This is a genomic window from Arthrobacter sp. AIWTK1 (assembly GCF_056680535.1).
In genome coordinates this window covers 3,167,291-3,185,120 of record NZ_CM155287.1, presented here as the reverse complement: position 1 = coordinate 3,185,120, position 17,830 = coordinate 3,167,291, and the positions used below count along the sequence as shown (strand labels likewise).

At 64.3% G+C, this 17,830-nt stretch carries 6 protein-coding genes; all 6 read right to left on the bottom strand.

Annotated elements, in window-relative coordinates; all coding sequences use genetic code 11:
• Positions 1-17: 17 nt before the first annotated feature.
• Genes AC1MDG_RS14550 through pglW form a run of 6 tightly spaced genes read right to left on the bottom strand, consistent with a single transcriptional unit; the run spans position 18 to position 17,810 of the window.
• A complete protein-coding gene (locus AC1MDG_RS14550; protein WP_479804695.1) occupies positions 18-2,150 on the bottom strand; it encodes a DEAD/DEAH box helicase in 2,133 nt (710 codons plus the stop codon).
• Positions 2,147-3,499, bottom strand: coding sequence for a BREX system ATP-binding protein BrxD (gene brxD / locus AC1MDG_RS14545; protein ID WP_479804694.1), 1,353 nt, complete (start codon positions 3,497-3,499; stop codon positions 2,147-2,149). The genes AC1MDG_RS14550 and brxD overlap by 4 nt, the downstream gene beginning before the upstream one ends.
• Positions 3,492-6,248 (bottom strand): BREX-2 system phosphatase PglZ, encoded by a 2,757-nt coding sequence (gene pglZ / locus AC1MDG_RS14540; protein ID WP_479804693.1) that lies wholly within the window; start codon positions 6,246-6,248, stop codon positions 3,492-3,494. The genes brxD and pglZ overlap by 8 nt, the downstream gene beginning before the upstream one ends.
• A complete protein-coding gene (locus AC1MDG_RS14535) occupies positions 6,245-10,036 on the bottom strand; it encodes a BREX-2 system ATPase PglY family protein (RefSeq protein ID WP_479804691.1) in 3,792 nt (1,263 codons plus the stop codon). Before AC1MDG_RS14535 ends, pglZ begins: the two co-directional genes overlap by 4 nt.
• Complete coding sequence (pglX, locus tag AC1MDG_RS14530) at positions 10,033-13,593, bottom strand: BREX-2 system adenine-specific DNA-methyltransferase PglX (protein ID WP_479804690.1); 3,561 nt, start codon at positions 13,591-13,593, stop codon at positions 10,033-10,035. Before pglX ends, AC1MDG_RS14535 begins: the two co-directional genes overlap by 4 nt.
• Positions 13,590-17,810 carry a BREX system serine/threonine kinase PglW gene (gene pglW / locus AC1MDG_RS14525; protein ID WP_479804689.1) on the bottom strand — a complete coding sequence of 1,407 codons (4,221 nt, stop codon included), beginning with the start codon at positions 17,808-17,810 and terminating at the stop codon, positions 13,590-13,592. Before pglW ends, pglX begins: the two co-directional genes overlap by 4 nt.
• Positions 17,811-17,830: the final 20 nt, after the last annotated feature.

The following is a 17,830-nucleotide window of genomic DNA, read 5'->3' as shown; positions in this document are numbered from 1 at the left end:
GCACAGGGCTCCATTGACTAAGCGGTCACCACGGATCTGGCGGACACCGCGGTAGCACCGACATGATCGCTGTTTCGTTCAGCGAGTGTGCTGACTGCCAACGAAGGAGTCAGAAGCTCCGCGAATTTCAGGGTTCTGAGTGCCCGTTCATCAACCTGCGGCAGGAGCCGTTGCGGCTCGTCTTGAAGCACACCCTGGATCTCCCGCATGGCCTCAGCGAGAGCGGGAGCGGTGGTGTCCCCGCGCAGCCCAATCTGCCAGTTGTTGAAGGCCCGCGACTCGTCCAGCAAGTCAGGCGCCACCTCCAGGAGGCCAGCGACCAGGACGGCGTTGGCACGCGCTCCGGCCCATGTCCACCAGCGAAGCCGCCCATTCGCCGCGCGGAGCATGACAGTCGAATCACCGGATACGCGGCCTGCATATTCTTCCCGCAGTTCGCCCAATTTGGTCACAGCTCTTTTGGAAAGCAGCACGCCGGCCGGAGTGGCTCCGAGCAGCACCCGCCGAGTTGCATCGCTCAGGGCATAGGACTCGGGCTGCGGCATGCTTGACCATTTGGAGTCCGCAGCGTTTGCAGATGGTTCAACGTAGGCTCGGTGGCGCTTCCAATCGACATAGTTCACCTGCCAGGCCCTGCCTCCGAGCGTAAGCAGTCTGGGACCGTCAACTTTGCGTTGCAACACCATCGGATCAACAGAACCGATTTCCTCGCGGCCGTGCAGAATTACGACCTGCGGGTCCGCCGTGAACACGGCCATGAGGTCTCGGTAGTGGATGCCGCCGTACTTTCGCTCAGCTTCAGGACCCATGAAGAGCATCCCTTGGTCGGAGTCGAGGTGACCGGATTCCACCAGCCACGCCGCGATCTCCTGCCACTCGCCCTGCGAGGCGAGCTCGAGACCGCGGAACCACTCGTGCCAGGTGTTGGCCCCGATTCGCCGTTCCTGGAGGGCCAGTCCCAAGAGTTGTTGTGCGGCTACCTGCAGAGGCGACTGCGGGGGAATGACCGGCTCAACGTAGCCCTCCGACCAAAGCAGCAACAGGCCGCAGGCGCGGAGAAATTGCGCGTCGTCCGTGGATAGGAAAAGCATGTTTCGCTGGGTTCCCGGTCTGCGGCCAGTTCGGCCGAGCCGCTGCAACACCGAGGCGACGGTGCGCGGTGCACCGATCTGGACCACCCTATCGAGATCGCCCACGTCGATGCCGAGTTCCAGTGTCGAGGTGGACACAATGACGCAGTTGCGGGCTTGGGAAAATGCGGTTTCGGCCTGCCCGCGGGCATCGACGGACAAGGATGAATGCGAAACGAAAGTCTCCACCTCAAGGTCGCGCAGCCCCAGCGACACCTTTTCCACCGTCCGCCGCGAATCTGCGAAGACGAGGCGTTTCTCGCCGCGATGCAGGGCCGCTATTACTTTGGCTGCATTTAGGTCGCTGCCTACGAAATCGAGCTGCATCTCCGGTACGGCCGCGGAGTCACCGTCCGGAGCGACGACGGAGGCGGGTATCTCCGAGATCCGATTGCTGCCTTGCAGCCAAGTCAAGAGCTCCGGCGCGTTGCCTACCGTCGCGGACAGCCCAATCCGTTGCAGCCTATGGCCAGCCAGCTTGGAGATGCGCTCCACAACTCCCAGCAGGTGCCAGCCCCTGTCATCTCCGGCAAAGGCATGGACTTCGTCGACGACGATGGCGCGCACATCCGCGAAGAGGGTCCGGGGATCCGCCAGCGTGGACACGAGCATCGATTCGAGTGATTCCGGGGTCGTCAGCAGGATGTCCGGTCGGTCAAAGACCTGACGCTTGCGGGCGCCTGCAGTGGTGTCGCCGTGCCGGACTGCCGCAGTACGTCCGAGCCATCCGGCGTAGGAAGCGACCCGTGGTTCCAGATTGTTCAGCAACGCGCGCAGGGGACATACGTAGAGCACGGAGGTCCCTGTCCACGCCTCTTCAGACATCCGGGTCAGCAGAGGGAACAACGCTGCCTCGGTCTTACCGCCGGCTGTGGGAGCCAGGAGCAGACAGTCGTTGCCGCCCAGGACGGGACCGATGGCCTCTGACTGCAGCGGCCGCAGGCCGCCCCAGCCAAGGGTGTTGGCGATGTGGTGCTGGACCACTGTGTGGAGCGCGTCGAACCCCGCAAGCTGGGTCATAGGTTGAGTTCGACGTCGTCCGCGGTCGCCGCATAGCCGCCGGCCACTCCGACGGTGCCGCCAACGGCGTTGCGTTCCTCGGGGTTTAGTTCCTCGCGGGCGAGGGTCAAGGCGTAGTGCTGGCGCGGGTCGAAGTCAGCGAACTGGTCAACACGGTCCAGTACGTCGCCGATGAGCTTCTTCAGGAAGATCCTTGGCGCGATGCCGACCTTGCCGCCCAAACCGCCGGTCACGGCGTCTGCCAGATCCGAGATGTAGGGATCGTCGACGAGCTGGCGGATACGGTCAGGAGCGTCGGCACCGAGAAGGTAAAGGTCCCGTACCTTGATACCCAACGCTTCAAGCGCTTCACGGTCAAAGCCGGCCAAACGGATCTGTACGGCCCGGGGGTTGTCGAAGCGCGAATCGGTCCCGAAGTCCGTAGCCAGCCGCTGGGCCAGCGGCGCCAAACGTGGCACCCCGGACGGTCCCGTGAAGAAAGCCGGTGTTCCGGTCAGCACCAGATACAGCCCTGGGAACCGACCGGAATCCGCTTCGTCCATGAGCTGGCGCAGCGCGTTGAGGGCTTTGTCCCGCACATCCGAGCGCATTCGTTGCAGGGTCTCAACCTCGTCCAAAACCACCAGCAGGCCGGGATGCCCGGCGTCGCGCAGGATCAGCAGCAGACCCTGCAGGAATCCCAAGGCGCCGAAGTGGTCAAGGTCGCCGCGGATTCCGGCCCCGCGTTTGGCCGAAGCGCCCACATGGGGCTGCCCACCGAGCCATGCGGCAAGCCCGTCTGCAACGGCAGCATCTCCAGCGGCTACGGCTGCCCGGTAACCGCGGAGTGCTTGGGCGAAGGCAGGTGTCTTCTCACTCACCTCGGCCAATCGCCGGTCCAGCAACTCATCCGCGGCAGCCGCTAACTCAGCCGCTGAAGTGGTAGCCAGAGCGGGGTCTGCGGCGATGGCATCGTCTTCAAGGGTGAACAGCCAGGCATCCAAGACGGAACGGAACGCGCTGGGCGCCACCGAAGCAGTGCGCAGCGATTCTGTAATCCGCCGGTAGACGGTTTCAAGCTTATGCAGCGGGGTCTCAGTCTCGGAAATCTGAACTTCGGCGGCGGCGAAACCCTTTCTGAGCGCCTTCTCCGCAAGATGCCGGGTGTAGAAGGTCTTACCCGTGCCGTACTCACCACGGACTGCCTTGACCACAGCACCACTACCTGCGACCGTCTCGAGTTCCTCGTCGACGGCGCGCTGGAACCGGTCCAGGCCGACTGCGAGGAGGTCGAGTCCGTTGGAAGGAACCGTGCCGCGCCGCAGCGCGTCGATCACTTCACGGCGCCTCCGGGGCGAGACGTCAGCCACGATCTGTCACCCCGAATTGTTCGCGGAGCAGCCGTGCGTCCAGGACCAGCATGGAACCGTCGACACGCAACACCCCGTAGCCTTCGACGTTGAGCAGCTTCTGCAGTTGGGCCACCGCGCCATCCATGCGCGCGGGTGCGACCTGGAGGACGACGGCGGCGGCCTCCTTAGCCAAGCGGGTCCCGGGCCCGCCGGCCAGCGCATCCAGCAGCGAAGCGACTTGGCTGTCGGAGACTGCGAGTCGGCCCGCGATCGCTTTCTGCGCCTTGTACATGCCTGAAGACACGACGGCGGCGGCCAAGCGCGGCGCGGCGGGCACCTGGTCGGGGGAGTCGAGGATGTCGAGCATCGATGGAGTGTTGTCCTTGGCGGTCTTCGTCAGCCCGGCACTCGGGATCGCTGGGCGCGCCGCGGCGCCGGTGGCCACAACTGACCACCACAGCGGTTCCTGTGACGGCGCCAGCTTCCACCCGTCGGGGACGTTGTCGCCCGGAACGAGAACCACAATGGGAACTACTACCTCTGCGGGGGAAGCGCCTCCGTGGTATCCGGCCTTGATCGGTCCGTAGCGCAGGGTTTCATCGACGGCGAGCACTGCGCACCCTCCCTCGGCGAGAACCCGGCGTCCTTGGACAAGAACCTCATCTTCACCAATAGGGGTCTCCGGCAGCCGGGACCGTGCGCTGCTCGCTTCACCGAACGCGCGCAGTTCCCCGCGGCGGCGCTCCACAATGTGCCCATGATCGGACGTCATGACCACGGTGCGCCCCGCTGCCATCGCGGCGGATAGCAACGGTCGGAGGTGCCGGACGGTGTCAGGCGTCCACGTGGTTCCGGCCGGGTCGCTCTTGTCCAGGGCGTCATCAATGGTGTTCAGAACGCAGGCCACGAGCGGGGTTCGTTGGTCGGCGATGGCAACGGAAATGTCGTCCTGCAGGGCCATTCCAGGACGCGACGAATCCAGGGGCGCCTTGTGGAAGAGTTGCGATTGGGCGATCCCGCCGGCCTTTGTCAGCGCGGCGAAGCCGGACAATTCGCGGGACTGCCCTCCCGACGTCAGCTGACCGCTGAACAGGGAAGCTCGGCTGAGGTTCGTGAGCGTCGGCATCACGGCCACGGCGGACCCACGGCGTTCCGATGCAGCCGGGATGACCTCGGCCCAGCCCTCGTTCCCATGGAGCACGGTGGAGGCGAGTTCCGCGGCGCTGGCGGCGCTCATGCCGTCGAGAACCAGCAGGAGCGTGTTCTTTGCTCGAGCGAGTGGCAGAACCACTGAGGGCAGCAACCGCTCCAGATGCCAGACGGGGTCTCCTGCACCGTCCAAGCGACCCGTCGCTCTGCCTTCGTCCGAGGAGGTTGAGGTGGCCAGCAGCCGCGCGAATTCTCGGTCATGGCCGTGGCGCCGCTGCTCAGTGAGTCGCAGGATGGTGCTGAGACCTTCGCCCAAGAGTTGGTCGCTGACGCCGCCAGCCACATCGTTGTAGGCGGCGTCTACCCACGCGTGGACGTGAGCGTGCAGATGTACGGCGCCGATGAAACTGTTGGGAAGAGTGTTGTCGCCGGTGAGCCAGCGGGCCAGTCTGACGGCAGCATGGAATGGGGCCACGCGCGGATCCTGGGCGTTGCCTCGTAACGGATATGCCAGACGGTGGTCCTCGGCCGCCGCCCAGGCCTTTTCCACGCTGTCGATCCCGGACGCTGGGAAAGAACGTAGCGTTTCGGCGAGCCGTTGTAGCATCGCGGTGAGTCCGGTGGGGAGCAGCTGGGAATCTCGGCCCAGGCTGGAAGCCTGGATCTTTGTGAGTAATCTGTCGGCCGCCTGCAAGGCCGCGTGGGCCTCCTGCCAGCGAGCCGGATCCTCCAGTTGCGCTTCGACAACGTTGCGGGCTGACTTACCGAGTGCCGCCAGCATGGAAGGGGTAATTGGTTCCGCGGAACCGGCCCAGAGGTGCTCGAGACGTGCCAGCGCAAGCTCGCTGAGCTGCTGGTCCTGGGCTGTCCGCCCGCCCGTCTCGGTCAGCACGTTCAACGCGATGCCGACCGGTACTGCCTCGGCGGCCCGGCTGGTGAGAAGCAACCTCAGGAGTGGCTTCCCTGTCTGCCCGGCGCGGTCAGTCAGCCATTGAAGAACGGCGTCAGCAAGTTCATCACCGCCGAATTCGCGCAGGTCTGCCATACGGTCTGTGGCATCGGACCGCATGGACCAATCGAGGACGCTGAGGCCATCTACCGGACCACGCTGCAGTGCCAGCTGCCGCTCTGCGACTGAAGCGAAGGCGTGGTCGATGGTCAGCACTGCTCCGGGAGCTGCGGGCCATCCTTCGTCGGGAGTGATGCGCAATAGGCCTTGTGCCACTGGCAGCCGCTGCTTGAGAGTAGACAGTGGACGGTCGATCCGGTCAGCGCTGAAGCGTTCCTTGAGTGCTTCCCACGCACCTGGGGCCTGGAGCCTCTGGTTCGCAAAATGCCCGAGGATTCCGGCACCCAGATCCTCTTCCGGCCGGTCCGTCAGGATCACGAGCCATTCATCACCGGCACGGTTGCGCAACGCGTCTCGGATGGCCAGCGACGAAACACACGGCAGGACGTGTACGCGCTCTCCGGAATCCGCGAAGCGTCGTTCGGCGCCGGCGTCTGGGACGGCACGGAGGCCGATCACGCGCTGAGTGCCGTGCTTGCGCGCCGCGGAGATCAGGGAACGGACGACGGCGGTGCTCACCGTGCTCTGAACGGCTGCCTGGCCGTTCACTCGACGATCCTCCACTGTACCTCGACACAGCGACCCGGGTTTTTCCGGATGAACTCCTGCAGTTCGACTACCGTGTTGTCTCCGCCACGGGCTGTGCGCCATTCCCCACCCGGAGTTGCTGGCTGTGCCGACGCGGGCGGAAGGTCGACATCGTCCGGACGTTCGGGTTTACCTTCGATTGGTTCGGGTGTGACCACCGGTGGAACAGGTGGAGAGACAGGAACGGGAGGCATGACAGGTGAAGGCGGCGCCGCGGCGAGCCACTCGAATATGTCGTCGACGGCGTTCCTGAGCGCACTCGCACATGGATGTGCGTGCTCGTGGCCCTTCAGCGCCGTGGCCAAACGGTCGAGGATGGCTTGAGCGCCGTCCGCCCGTTCACCCTGCCCACTGGCAGCTTCGCGGACGTGAGCCAGCCGGTTCCAGGCGAAGGTCGAGAGAGCTGCCGCAACTTCCTTGGCGTGGATCAGAGACGCCGCAGCTTCCTGCGGTGTGGCCGGGAGATCAAGACCCGCGAGGGTCTGGATCAGAGTTACACCGTTTTGGTGCTGCAGGGCACCAAGTGCGGTTGCGAGGCCGCTAGCAAGCAACAAACGCGACCCGCCGTCGTTCCCCAGCCGGGTGGCGGCAGACTTCAACGCGTTGACCAGCGCGTCCGCATCAGCAGCTCGCGTGCGAGCGAGCGTGCGGGTCGCGTCGGCAAGGGTGGCCACGGCGGCAGGGGTGCGGTACTTAGGGGCCTCGATACCCAAGACACGGCCCGCGGTGGCCCGGGCGGCCTCCCATTCCTCTTCAGTGGGCATCGGCTGCGGGCGCAGCTCCATGCTGGGCTGGAGCGAACCGGGCGGGGGAGTGGCGGGTAAGGCTCCGCCATGGTTGAACCAGGCGCGCTGGCGCAACAAACCCCACGCAATGATGATCAGGTCAGAGACCTCGTTCCGCAGCCCGTGTGCCGGTTCGACCCTGTCGATGATTTCGCGCAGCTTCGAAACGGTGACGGGGTCGTCATTACGGATGCCAGCCCGTGAGAGTCCTCGCTCAAGCGTGGCACCCCAATGCCCGAAGCGGCCATCGCCGAACAGGAAATGCGTTTCTCCTGCGACCCCGACTTCCAGGGGATTGGCGATTCGGCGTACTGTCCGGGCGTCGCCAGGGTAGGGGGCGCGGCCCTCAGGATCTGCAGCGGCGGCCTCAAGTGCGGCGGCAACCGCCTTGAGGTCGGCAACCCTAACCTCGGTGTCCTCCGGCTCGAAGCGCGGGTGACCCGGGTAGGAGGATTCAAACGCGCGATTAACCAACTGCCTGAAGCCCGCCCCGAGCGTGGCCCCGACCGGGGGCTGCGGCACGTATTCCGGATCCAAGGAGTACAGGACCTCCACATGCGCGGGATCCTCGAGCAGCGCCGCGGGTGCCGGGGTCGCCGCTCCGTAAGCCTGCTGGATTATACGTAGCAACCCCTCGCGCAGGGCCGCTTGCTGAGATTCGAGGATGCCGCGGGCCTGTTGGCGATCGACCTCACTAAGGTGATTGGCGTGGCTATTCCAGCGGTCTCCGGTGCCCTCCAAAAGCCAGTCCAACACTACGAGCCGACGCAGGTCGCGCATGGATTCCGTGGAGAGGAAACGCGGCAACCAGACCACAGTGCGCGAGGTGAAATTGCGGGCGCGCAAATTCTCGATTCGCTCGATGTCCTCGGTGGCGGTGTGCTGTTGTTCATCGAAGGGGTGGTCGATGACGAAGCGCCACGCGCCGGCCCCGGAACGGAAATGCTCATCCGTGAGCCAGCCTGCGTCGCGCACGTTGCCGAAGACCAGTTCGACCTCGCGCTTGGAGCCACGCCAAACGACGGGATGCCGGTAAACGTTCCAAGCGTCGGGGTCGCCGAGTTCCAGGCCAAGTCCTTCGGCCACCATCTTGCGGATGAGCTCACGCTGGCGCCCGGGGTTGTCCTCGCCCTTGGCCTTCTCCACGATTGACTCGTAGTCCACATTGGACAGTTGGACCCGGATGATGGGGTTCAGCGGCTCCGAGCCCACATGGATCTCGGGCACCTCACGGGACCAGTTCTTGACCTTGGCCAGCACGATGTTGGCCTCTCCGCCTGGCAGCGGGGAAGCGATGGAGCCGTGGTTCAGCGAAGCGAGCCGGACCGCCGTCAGCGCCTTCAGCGCGGGGACGTTGGGTGCGACAGCGGAGAGCAATAGCGTCTTGGCGAGCCGGTCATCCGCGCGGAATGCGGGGGTCAGCCGGGATGGGTCCTGCAGGTCGGATGCGGCAAGGTGGTGGGTGGAGAGGATCTTGGGCAGCAGCTTGTCCTGGTACAGCTGGGTGGCGGAGCGGAAGAGCGCCGCCGCCTGCGCGTCGAGGGCCGCCCCAGCCTGACCCTTGACGATGTAGTCGAAGCTGTCCCCGACGGGGATGACCTCTTCGATGCTCATGGTGTTCCGGCGGTCAACCAGCATCTGCTGCATGACTTTCAGTGCGGTGCGGTCGCGCTGCATGACGCTGGCCAGGGAACGCAAGGTGGAGACCAATGCGGGGGCAAAGGGGTAGGTGAGTCGGAAGGCTTTCTCGTCCGAACCACGGTGCTGGTCGTCGGAGTTGACTCCGTCGAGCAACACGTCCCAAACTTTAGGGTTGCGGTCAAGCCGCGTGAAGGCATCGTCTACGGACTGCCGGGCGGTGTCGCCGTTCGGCTTCAGGAGGCGTTTGCTGGCTACGAACGGCAGGTTGTCATCGCCCAGTTCGATTTTTGCGAAGCGTCCTTCCTGGTGCCGGAACGCGGATTCGAGCGCCTCCTGTTGGACACCGTTGGCGCCGGCATCGGCGAACCACTTGCGGAGGTCCATCTGCCGGGCCACAAAGGAGACCAACGGGGCCTCGAGGCTGCCGTAGGAGCCCTCGACCAGTTTGGTCAGTTTCTGGGATTCGCGGCGGAAGAACTCGGGTTCGTGCATGCCGAAGGCGAGCCAGAGGACCAGTTCGTCGAGGAAGAGGACTACGGCGTCGTACCCCAACGACTTGGCGTGAGAGGACATGGCCGCAAGGCCGGTGTCCAGGTCAACGTACGCGCCGGACCGGACGAACGCCTTGAAATACGTCCCCACCAGGTCACTGACCAGCGACTGCCGCTCCACACTTTGTACGGGTGCGGTGCGGGCCGCGTGGTAGCGGTCCAAGTCCCAGCCGCTGGAGCCGAGCAGGCCGGAGAACTCGTCAAACTCGTCTTCGGCCGCTGCGCCTCCAAGGCCTTGAAAGAACGCGCTGTCCCCGATTCGCTGGCGCAGGTTCTCCGCGTCCTCAAGGAGCGCATCGGAAGCGAAGAGAGCAGGTAAGGACGAGTCGGGGTGGGCGGCCTGGATGTGCCGGACGTACGCGTCGAAGATGACCTGTTCCATCGACTGGCCGTCTAAGAAGTGGAAGGCCAACGGCAGTACGTTTCTGCCGGAGAGCCCAGCGTCGTGCCGGGCGACGGTCTCCTGGAGTTCAACGACAGATCGGGCCTTCGGATCGTGGCGCAGTAGGGCATGGAGGACAGCCATAAAGTGGGACTTACCCGAGCCGAAGGATCCGGTCAGGAAAGCGCCGCGATTGATGCCTGTGGTCAGCGCATCGGAGACCAGTCCCAGCGCGGAATCAAAGGCCTCAACCAGGGACGGGGTGACCACGTAGTCGTCCAGGGCGTGCCGGGCACCGTCGCCACTGACGGCGTCGGTGAGGCGGAGAACGTAGTCCTCCACACCCGCGCGTTCAGGGATGTCGAAGACGTCGCGAAGCAGGATGGTCATGCGTTCTCCTTGACGGTACGTCGGCCGCGTGTGGCCGGCGCGGGACGCCAAGCCTTCAGATCAGTCGTTGAGACATTGAGTTGGGTCATGCGTTCCTCGAGCTGTGCGGAACAGAAGTCGGCCATGCTCATGCCGAAGGTCGGATCCAGATCAGCGTGCCACTGCTTGACCCACGGCAGCAGTTCCGCCATGCCGGCCACCAACGGGACCAGTTGGCCGTCATCGGCACCCTCAGCGATCCGTTCGTCCATGATCGTGGCGAGGACAAGGAACTGCTGGATGTGGTCCCACCCGGCCCAGCCCAGCAGCAGTGTAGGGTCGGTGGGACGGCCCGCATCCGGGTACAGGATGAAGCGTTCCTTAGGTACGTCAAGCTTGCCGCGCGCCTGCCAGCAAGAACCGTTGCGGAAGTCCGCGGTGGCGTACTTTGGGGGCACCGGGATCTTGTCCACGGGCTCGCCGTCTTCCGCCCGGCGCTGAAGGTCCCAAGTGTCCTCCCACGCTTCCCGTTTGCGCAGACCGGAGTCCTTGAGTCGCTGGGCGGCAAGATAGGGGACAGCTTCGTCCGTAAGAAGCTTGGTGAGGGCCTTCGTGACGTCGATGTCAACGGTACCGTCCCACATTGCTAGGACGCTCACTAAGTCGGTGTCGCGGGAGACCTTATCTGCCAGCTGGGAGATGCTCCGCCCAAGCGGGCGATCCTGAGCATCGAACCAGAAGGAGCGTTCCTCTAGCCGGTCCAGCAGCCAGCCGCGGAGCGCGCGGTCCTGCTGCTTCTGCCACGGCTCGCCCGCCCAACGACGCTTGTACTCGGGCTGCTCTAGCAACCTGATATTCGGGTGAGTCTCGATGGCGTCGATTCGACGCTGGACGAGAGCACGATACTGTTCCGGCCAGTCGGCTGGTACGTCGGTGACGGGGGTGGAGCCATGCCGGGTAAACCAAGTGGAATCGGAGGATCCATTAGCGATTCGGCGTGCTAGCACGATTTCGAAGGCACGCTGCCCGAGCTCGAACACTGGTAACGAATCACCCCCGTAGGTGAGGTCTTCAGAGATCAGGCCATAGAGGCGATATGTTTCCCAATCCAGTTCCTCTTGGGTGGCCATCATCTGCCCTTGCAGGTTATGGAACAGCTTCTGGGCATCAGACAGCACAGTCGCCGTCGGCGGCGCACTCTCCACTACTGAGGACGGCGACGTCCCTGCCAGGGATTGCGCGAGTCCGTTGAGGTGGCGACCCCGGTTCAGCGGCAGCGATGAAGGCAGCGGGAAGTCCTGCAGCGTCGTGCCTGTGAACTCATAACGGTCCGACCAAGGCTGCTGCGAGACGCGAGCACCGTCATTTCCAACAGGGTCCCCGCCCTTTGGATAACTTTTCTGTTTAAGCCAGAAACAGGCGGTCGAGGAATTGAGCACACCGAGCAAGGCGAGGTGTTTGTCCTCGGACACGCCCTCAGGCAACCTTATAACGGGGGCGGATCTGATGAATAGAGTTCCGCGATCTGTGAGCGTGAAATGGTTGTGCGTAGCGACGAAAGCGAATGAGATGAGTCGATCGGCCGTATAGCGCTTCTTGTTGAGTTGCGAGTATTCCCACCATTCGAGCCCTTGCTCCGCCTGTGTGCCGCTCAGCGCACGTCGGTTCAGCAGGTGTTGTTTCATTGGCCAGAGGAGGCGGGAGCCGGCGGAATCAATAACAGGTTGGCCATTCCCATCGTAGGTACACAACGCCGTTTGTTCGGTCCCGTTAGTCCAATCACGAATATCGCTTCCAGCTGCGATGCGTTTAGTGAGCTGCGATGCGACACCACGTCTTGCCAACGTCGGTGCGCCTAGGAGGTATGCTTCATCCTCGCGCGTGACCGTCATGAACCCGATGTCAGCGACGACTGACGACAACGGTTCAGCCGAACCGGCTTCGATCTTTTGCAAAAGAGCAACGGCGCCGCCACCGGTCAAGCTCCACGGATGTGTAGCTAGTCGCTGTCGGGGCAGGTCGGCGACGGAGATCCACTGGCCGTCGTATCCCGGCTGATCAAGGTGGTCTGTCGTCGCACGCCAAACTAGTCCGTTGGCAGGATCCTCAGGTCGTCCAGGTTCGCCCTGCACGCCGAGCACCGCGCGCACGGTCTGGATAACGGGTCTTTGGTGCTTGCCGATGAGGATGACTGTCGGAGTGCCGTGACCGGGGATGTAGGCACCGGAGGTGTCCACAACAAGGCGCAGGTCCTGTCGTGGCAGGTAGTCCTCAATGATCTTCGAACCGAACTCGCGCTTCATGAAGGAATTCGAGGTGATTTGCCCCGCCCAGCCCGCGATCTGCTTTTCTGACCCGAACTTGGCGAGCCGGAAGAACCGTTCCATGAAGGGAATGGACAGTGCATACTGGCCCTTGCAGCTCTTGTAAAGCTTGCGATAGCGCTCGTTGAGGGTCTTGTCCTTGACCGTGATGTAGGGCGGGTTGCCGACCACGACGTCGTACTGGTTCTCGGCGAGTATCGTCTCAAGGAGTTCGCGGTCCTCGACTGAGTAGGCGAAACCGCTCATTTGCGCATCGAGGTCGAAGCCTTCCTGTTCGAACGGCCGATCGGCCCGCCCGTAGAGCAGGGAGTCGCCGGCAGCTAGATGGAAGCTGAAGTCGGGGGCGCGTTCCAGGTCGAGTTCTCCCGTTGCCTGCAGTGCGGCGATGGTGAGCCGGAAACGGGCGATCGCCACTGCAAAGGGGTTGAGGTCCACGCCATGGATCGCGTTGAGTGCCTTTTGAACGCGTTCGCGGATTTCTAAGTTTGGAGCCTTGGAATCCCACGCATCCAGCAATCGCTGGAATCCCCCCAGCAGGAAGTGCCCGGACCCGCAGGTCGGGTCGATGAGCTTGAACCCTTCCAATGGGCGCTCAGCCAGTGCGGGCGTGAGGGTTTGATCGAGGATGAACTCTTCGACGAACTCAGGCGTCTGCAGCAGGGCGAAGGTCTTCTTCGCGTATTCGGAGAGGTCCTGATAAAGGTCGCCGAGGAATCGTGTGGAAAGTTCCTCATCCCGGAAGTCGTAGTGCGGGACGCCGGCTTCGTCTGTGGCTCGCCAGAAATCCAAGATCTCCTTGGCCATCGCGCCGGAGGGGGAGACCTGCCGGAGGGCCGCGTGTTCGTCGACAAGGGCCACGGTGGCCGGGAAGGAGCGCAGGTGGGTGATACCCTCTAGGATCCATTCGCGCCACGTGTTCTCTGGGTGGGCGCGGAAGTAGGCGTTTTCGGCGTCGAACGCTTCCTGCCGGCGTGCGCCGGGACCGGCGATCCAAACCTTGGAGAGCAGCGCGTTGTCTTCGCAGAAGCGCAGGAACACTGTGGTCAGAACCCAGCCGACGGCGGCTTGGGTGATGCGGTCATCACGCCAGCTGACCCATGCGGAGGAGGTGCGTTCGGCGCGCAGGGCGTCCGCGTGCTCGGACTGCCACTTGGCCTTGAGCTCCCGATCTTCCTCCAGCCTGGCGCGCAGGTCGTCTTCGACCCGGAGCACCAGCTTCTGCAGCTTGGAAGTGAGGTCCTTGCCAATGGTCATGCGGTGGCTCCTTCGACGGCTGCCGGGATGAGGTCTGTCTGGGCGTCAATCCAGGCGGTTTCGACACGAAGATACTGGTTAGGGGACGTCTGAACCGAGACGCCGTCGAGCAGCGGCCCCTGGTTCACTCTGACCTGTGGCAGGATCACCCACACCGCCTGGCCGCGCGGGGTGGCTAGGTCGCTCCAATGCCGGATGAGGTCAGCATGTCCATAGCGGACCAGGGGAGAAGCTTCGACTATAAGAACCGGCCGGGGTTCCTGTTCGGGAATGTCGGCAGTCGCCTGCACGATGGCCGCCTCGACAACGGGCACGGCCAGCTTCACCGCTGCGGCCACACCGCGGGTAGCCCGGTCGTTCTCGGGCTGTGCGTCCGCGCGCACCAGAGCCTCCCAGGACGGGAAACCCTCCTGGAGGCTCAGGGACTTCAGCTCGTCCAGCAGCAGGGCAGTGACATCGACCCGCCGCGCATTGAACTCCGCTTCCAGCCGGTCGGCCAGCGCGTCGCAGCGGTCGGCGCGGGCGCCCAACGCCAGGAAGGACCGCAGGGTGACGCTCTCCTTGAGCCTTTGCTCCGGCGTGGATTCGGTGGACACAAGGCCCCCGACATGCGTTCCTGTGCCAAGGCGCGAGGAACTGCCCCTGGTCGGTTCCACGATGGTTGGCGCACCGTAGGTCCCGGACTCGGGGTCGTGCACCAGGTCCAGGCCGGCCTCGCGAAGCAGCTCGGCGAGACGCCCGGACGTCGGGAGAACCGGCACAGCGGGAAAACGGACTCGCACGCGGTCTATGATTTCGCGGGGTGAGAGTCGCTGAGGCCCCGCCACTCCGCGCAGGGCAAGCCCCAGCGCGTCGACCTGGGACAGATCCCGGTGGTGCAGCTCGCCGGAACCGGACGCTGCGGCGTGGCGGGATAACCCGGCGGACAGGCGGGCCAAGCGGACCCTATCGCGCAGCAAAGGATCTTCGATGCCTGCAGCGTCGAGTATCGCTGACAGCCGCTGCTGGACGCGTTCGGCCGGAACAAGGGCGGGCTGCGCCGTTGACTCGGCGAGCAGCGCGTCGCCTTCGCGGCCGAGACGTTCTGCCACATCCAGCAACGGTGCCTCGCTGGCGATCAGCAGTGCGTTGCCTTCCCGCCGGCGCAGTTCCAGGGGTTCGTCGTTGACGTCCGCGCGTTTGAGGGCCCGCTGGCGGTCAATGACGATCCGCAGGAGACCCCGGGCGATGCGTTCGTTCTCGCCGGTACGCTCGGACTCGACCGTGGTCTGGGCGAGCACTTCCGCGGCCAGTTCATCAACCGTTGCCGTCCCGCCAAGGGCCCCAAGGCGCTGGTTCACCACGCTGGTCAGGTGACGCAGGTAACCCAACACGCGTGGTTCTTCGGCCCAGGAAGTCTGGAGTTTCCCGACGAGCTGGTTCGCGCCCGCCGCAGTGACAGGGTTGGGCAGATTCGCACCCAGCTGCGCCTGTGTAGCGAACGCGTCCACGTCGCCGTATGTTCCAAGGATCAGGCCGGCGGCAGCTCGGGACTGCACTGCCTTCCTTGTTCCAGCTGCCTCGATGAGCTGTTCGGCAAGGGCCAGCACCGAGGGGAGCGGAGCGGTCCCCTGGTTTCCCTGCTTCTTCTCGCCGAACTTTTCCCGCCACAGGCTAGCCCGCGCTGAAGCCTCCCGACGGGTGGCCAGTGCCACGCCGCGAAGGGCGTTGAGTCGGATCGGGTCAACGGCTGTGAGTTCCCCAACGGTGGCGACTCCGAGCGGTTCAAGAGCGGAGAGGGCGCGCGCCGAAAGGCCGGACTGCTCCAGCGGGGTGGCCGGTGTTGCCGCGGTCGCTAGTTCGTCCGAGTTCTCCGGGGCGGTGGTGGCATCCGTCGGGAACGCAGCCCGCCAGTTCTCCAGCATTTCCGTAGCGGTGTCATAGCGTCGCTTGGCATCGCGGGCCAGCGCCGTGCGGAAGAAGGAGACGAGGCGTTGGGCAACGGCCCGGTCAAAGTCGTGGGCCTCGATGCTGGCTTCGTCCGGTACGGACGCGGGGTTGGCAAGAGGGTCACCGTAGAAAGGCGTGTGGCCGGTTGCCATTTCAAACAGCACGACGGCGGCGGCGTATCGTTCCGCCGCGGAATCGAACCGAGTCCGGAGCCCACCCAGGAATGGATCCAGATAGGGAGGGGTGCCGGCAGCGATGTCCGATGCTGCAGCCCGGGAAAGAGAGAAGTCGAAGAGTACGAGGTGTTTGCCGCTACGCTCTGCCCGAACGCCCAAGTTGCCTGGCTTGATGTCTCGGTGATCAACACCGTCCTTGTCCAGCTGGACCAGTGCTTCCAGGAGGTCCCGGCCGAGTCTTTCCAGCAGGTCCAAGGATAGGCGCTTTCGCTCGCGCAGCAGCTCGCTTAGCGTTTGCTCGCCAGCGCTCTCCAGCAGCAAAGCAGAGCGGTCGCCGAGGGAGAGCGGCCCATCGACAATCTTGACCAAGCGCGGACCGGACAGCGCACGCAATACCGAGGCCTCTTCGTTGAGCCGCTGCGCCGCTTTGGCATCCACCGCAACCTTCAACACCCGATGCGCGCCGTCGTCGTCCGCGTCTTTAACCAGCAGCCCGACGGCAGTCGAGCCGCGTCCGAGCCGGCGAACGACAGTGAATCGTCCGTCAGCCAAAACCGTGCCCGGAGTAGCCTCGACGGCGTCGACGTCCTCGCTTGCCACAGCTGAAAGCGAGGAGGAGTTGAACAAGGCGTCCAGGAACTTACGGACGCCGTCGAACCGCTCGCCGGGGGCGGGCCTGGTGGCACCCAGCACGGCTTCGCGAATGCTTGGCGAGATCGAGGGCAGCTCGAGGGACAGGTCCAGGCCACGCTGGTTGCGCAGGCGCTCCGCAAGGACCAGCGACGAATCAGCGGGACGTTGCGACGCGAGGATGAAGTAAGCCAGGGCGCCAAGCGAAAAGACGTCCACCCGGATACGATCTGCTGATTCCGGTTGCCAGCGTCCCTCTGGGGCTTCAAAAGCTTCGGTCAGCCACGCGTCTGCCTGATTAGGGTCCGGCCTGCGGTCCAGCAGTGAAGTGACGCCATCGGCGGCGTGCCCGGTGAGGACCTGGCCTGAGGCCAAGCCAGCGCTTTGCCAGTCGCCGATAAGAACCTTGGGCTGTCCGTGAACCGTCTTCACCCAGACGGCCTTTGGACTCAGGCCACGATGGACCACCTGGTTGCGGTGGGCGTAGTCGAGGGCTTCCGCCAGCTGACGGATGATGGACAAGCGCTGATCCAAGGGCAGCCCGTTAGGCTGCCCGGCGAGCCAGAGATCCAGGCGCTGCATTCCATCGGAATAGTCGTAGACCAATCCGACCCCGAGCTCAGAATCGACCAGGTCGCGGGGTCTCAACAGGCCGTCGTGTGAGAGCCGGCTCATGAGCCGGAACTCGTGTTCGGCAATCTTGTAATTGCGGCTGGCTACGGACTGCGATGTCCCCGGGGGCGTGATCTGGAAACGGATCCGGACTGTCTCCTGCTTGGAGATTTTGTGATAGCCACTCCAATCCTGCCAGCCCGGGCCCTCGTCAAGGGCTCCGTCTGCAATGATCCATGACCCGGCCTCGCGTTCGCGGCGCTGGACCAGGCCGATGCGGGCCATGAGGTCTACGAGGATGGCTTCCTGGTTCTGACCAATGGCTGCATTGGCACGTGGTTCCTGGCCGACCAGCTCGCTGATGCCGGGAAGATGGCTGACAGCTTCCACCTCGTCGAGTCCATAGAGACCGAGCGCAGAGGAAGCCGGGAGCTCGCTGACGAACCTTGGGTGGTGAAGGAAGACGGCCTGGCTGACGAAGGGGACCAGGCCACGGACCTCGTCGAATCCAATGCCCTTTTCACGTGCCCAGTCAGCCAGGGCGTCTTTGAGCTTCGATGCCATGTACTGAGCCTTGCGCCTGGCTAAGAGAAGGGGCGACGGTTCCGCGCGTCTACCGTCACGGAGCCACTGCGTGTCATTGCCGGTCAGTCGACCGGAGTAGTACTTGAGCTCCAACAGGTGCAGACCGCCACGGCCAAGCAGAAGGGCGTCGACTTCATGCCAGCCGCCGCGGCCGTCCCGGAACTCGAAGTTGCTCCACACACGGTAGGGGCTCTGCGCCGGGATCTTGCTCTTGAGGTAGGCGAGGCCCTCGATCTCATGCGGAAACTGCGAATCGCTTACTTCGATCCAGCGGTCTTGCTCCACACCAGTTCCCCCACGAGACA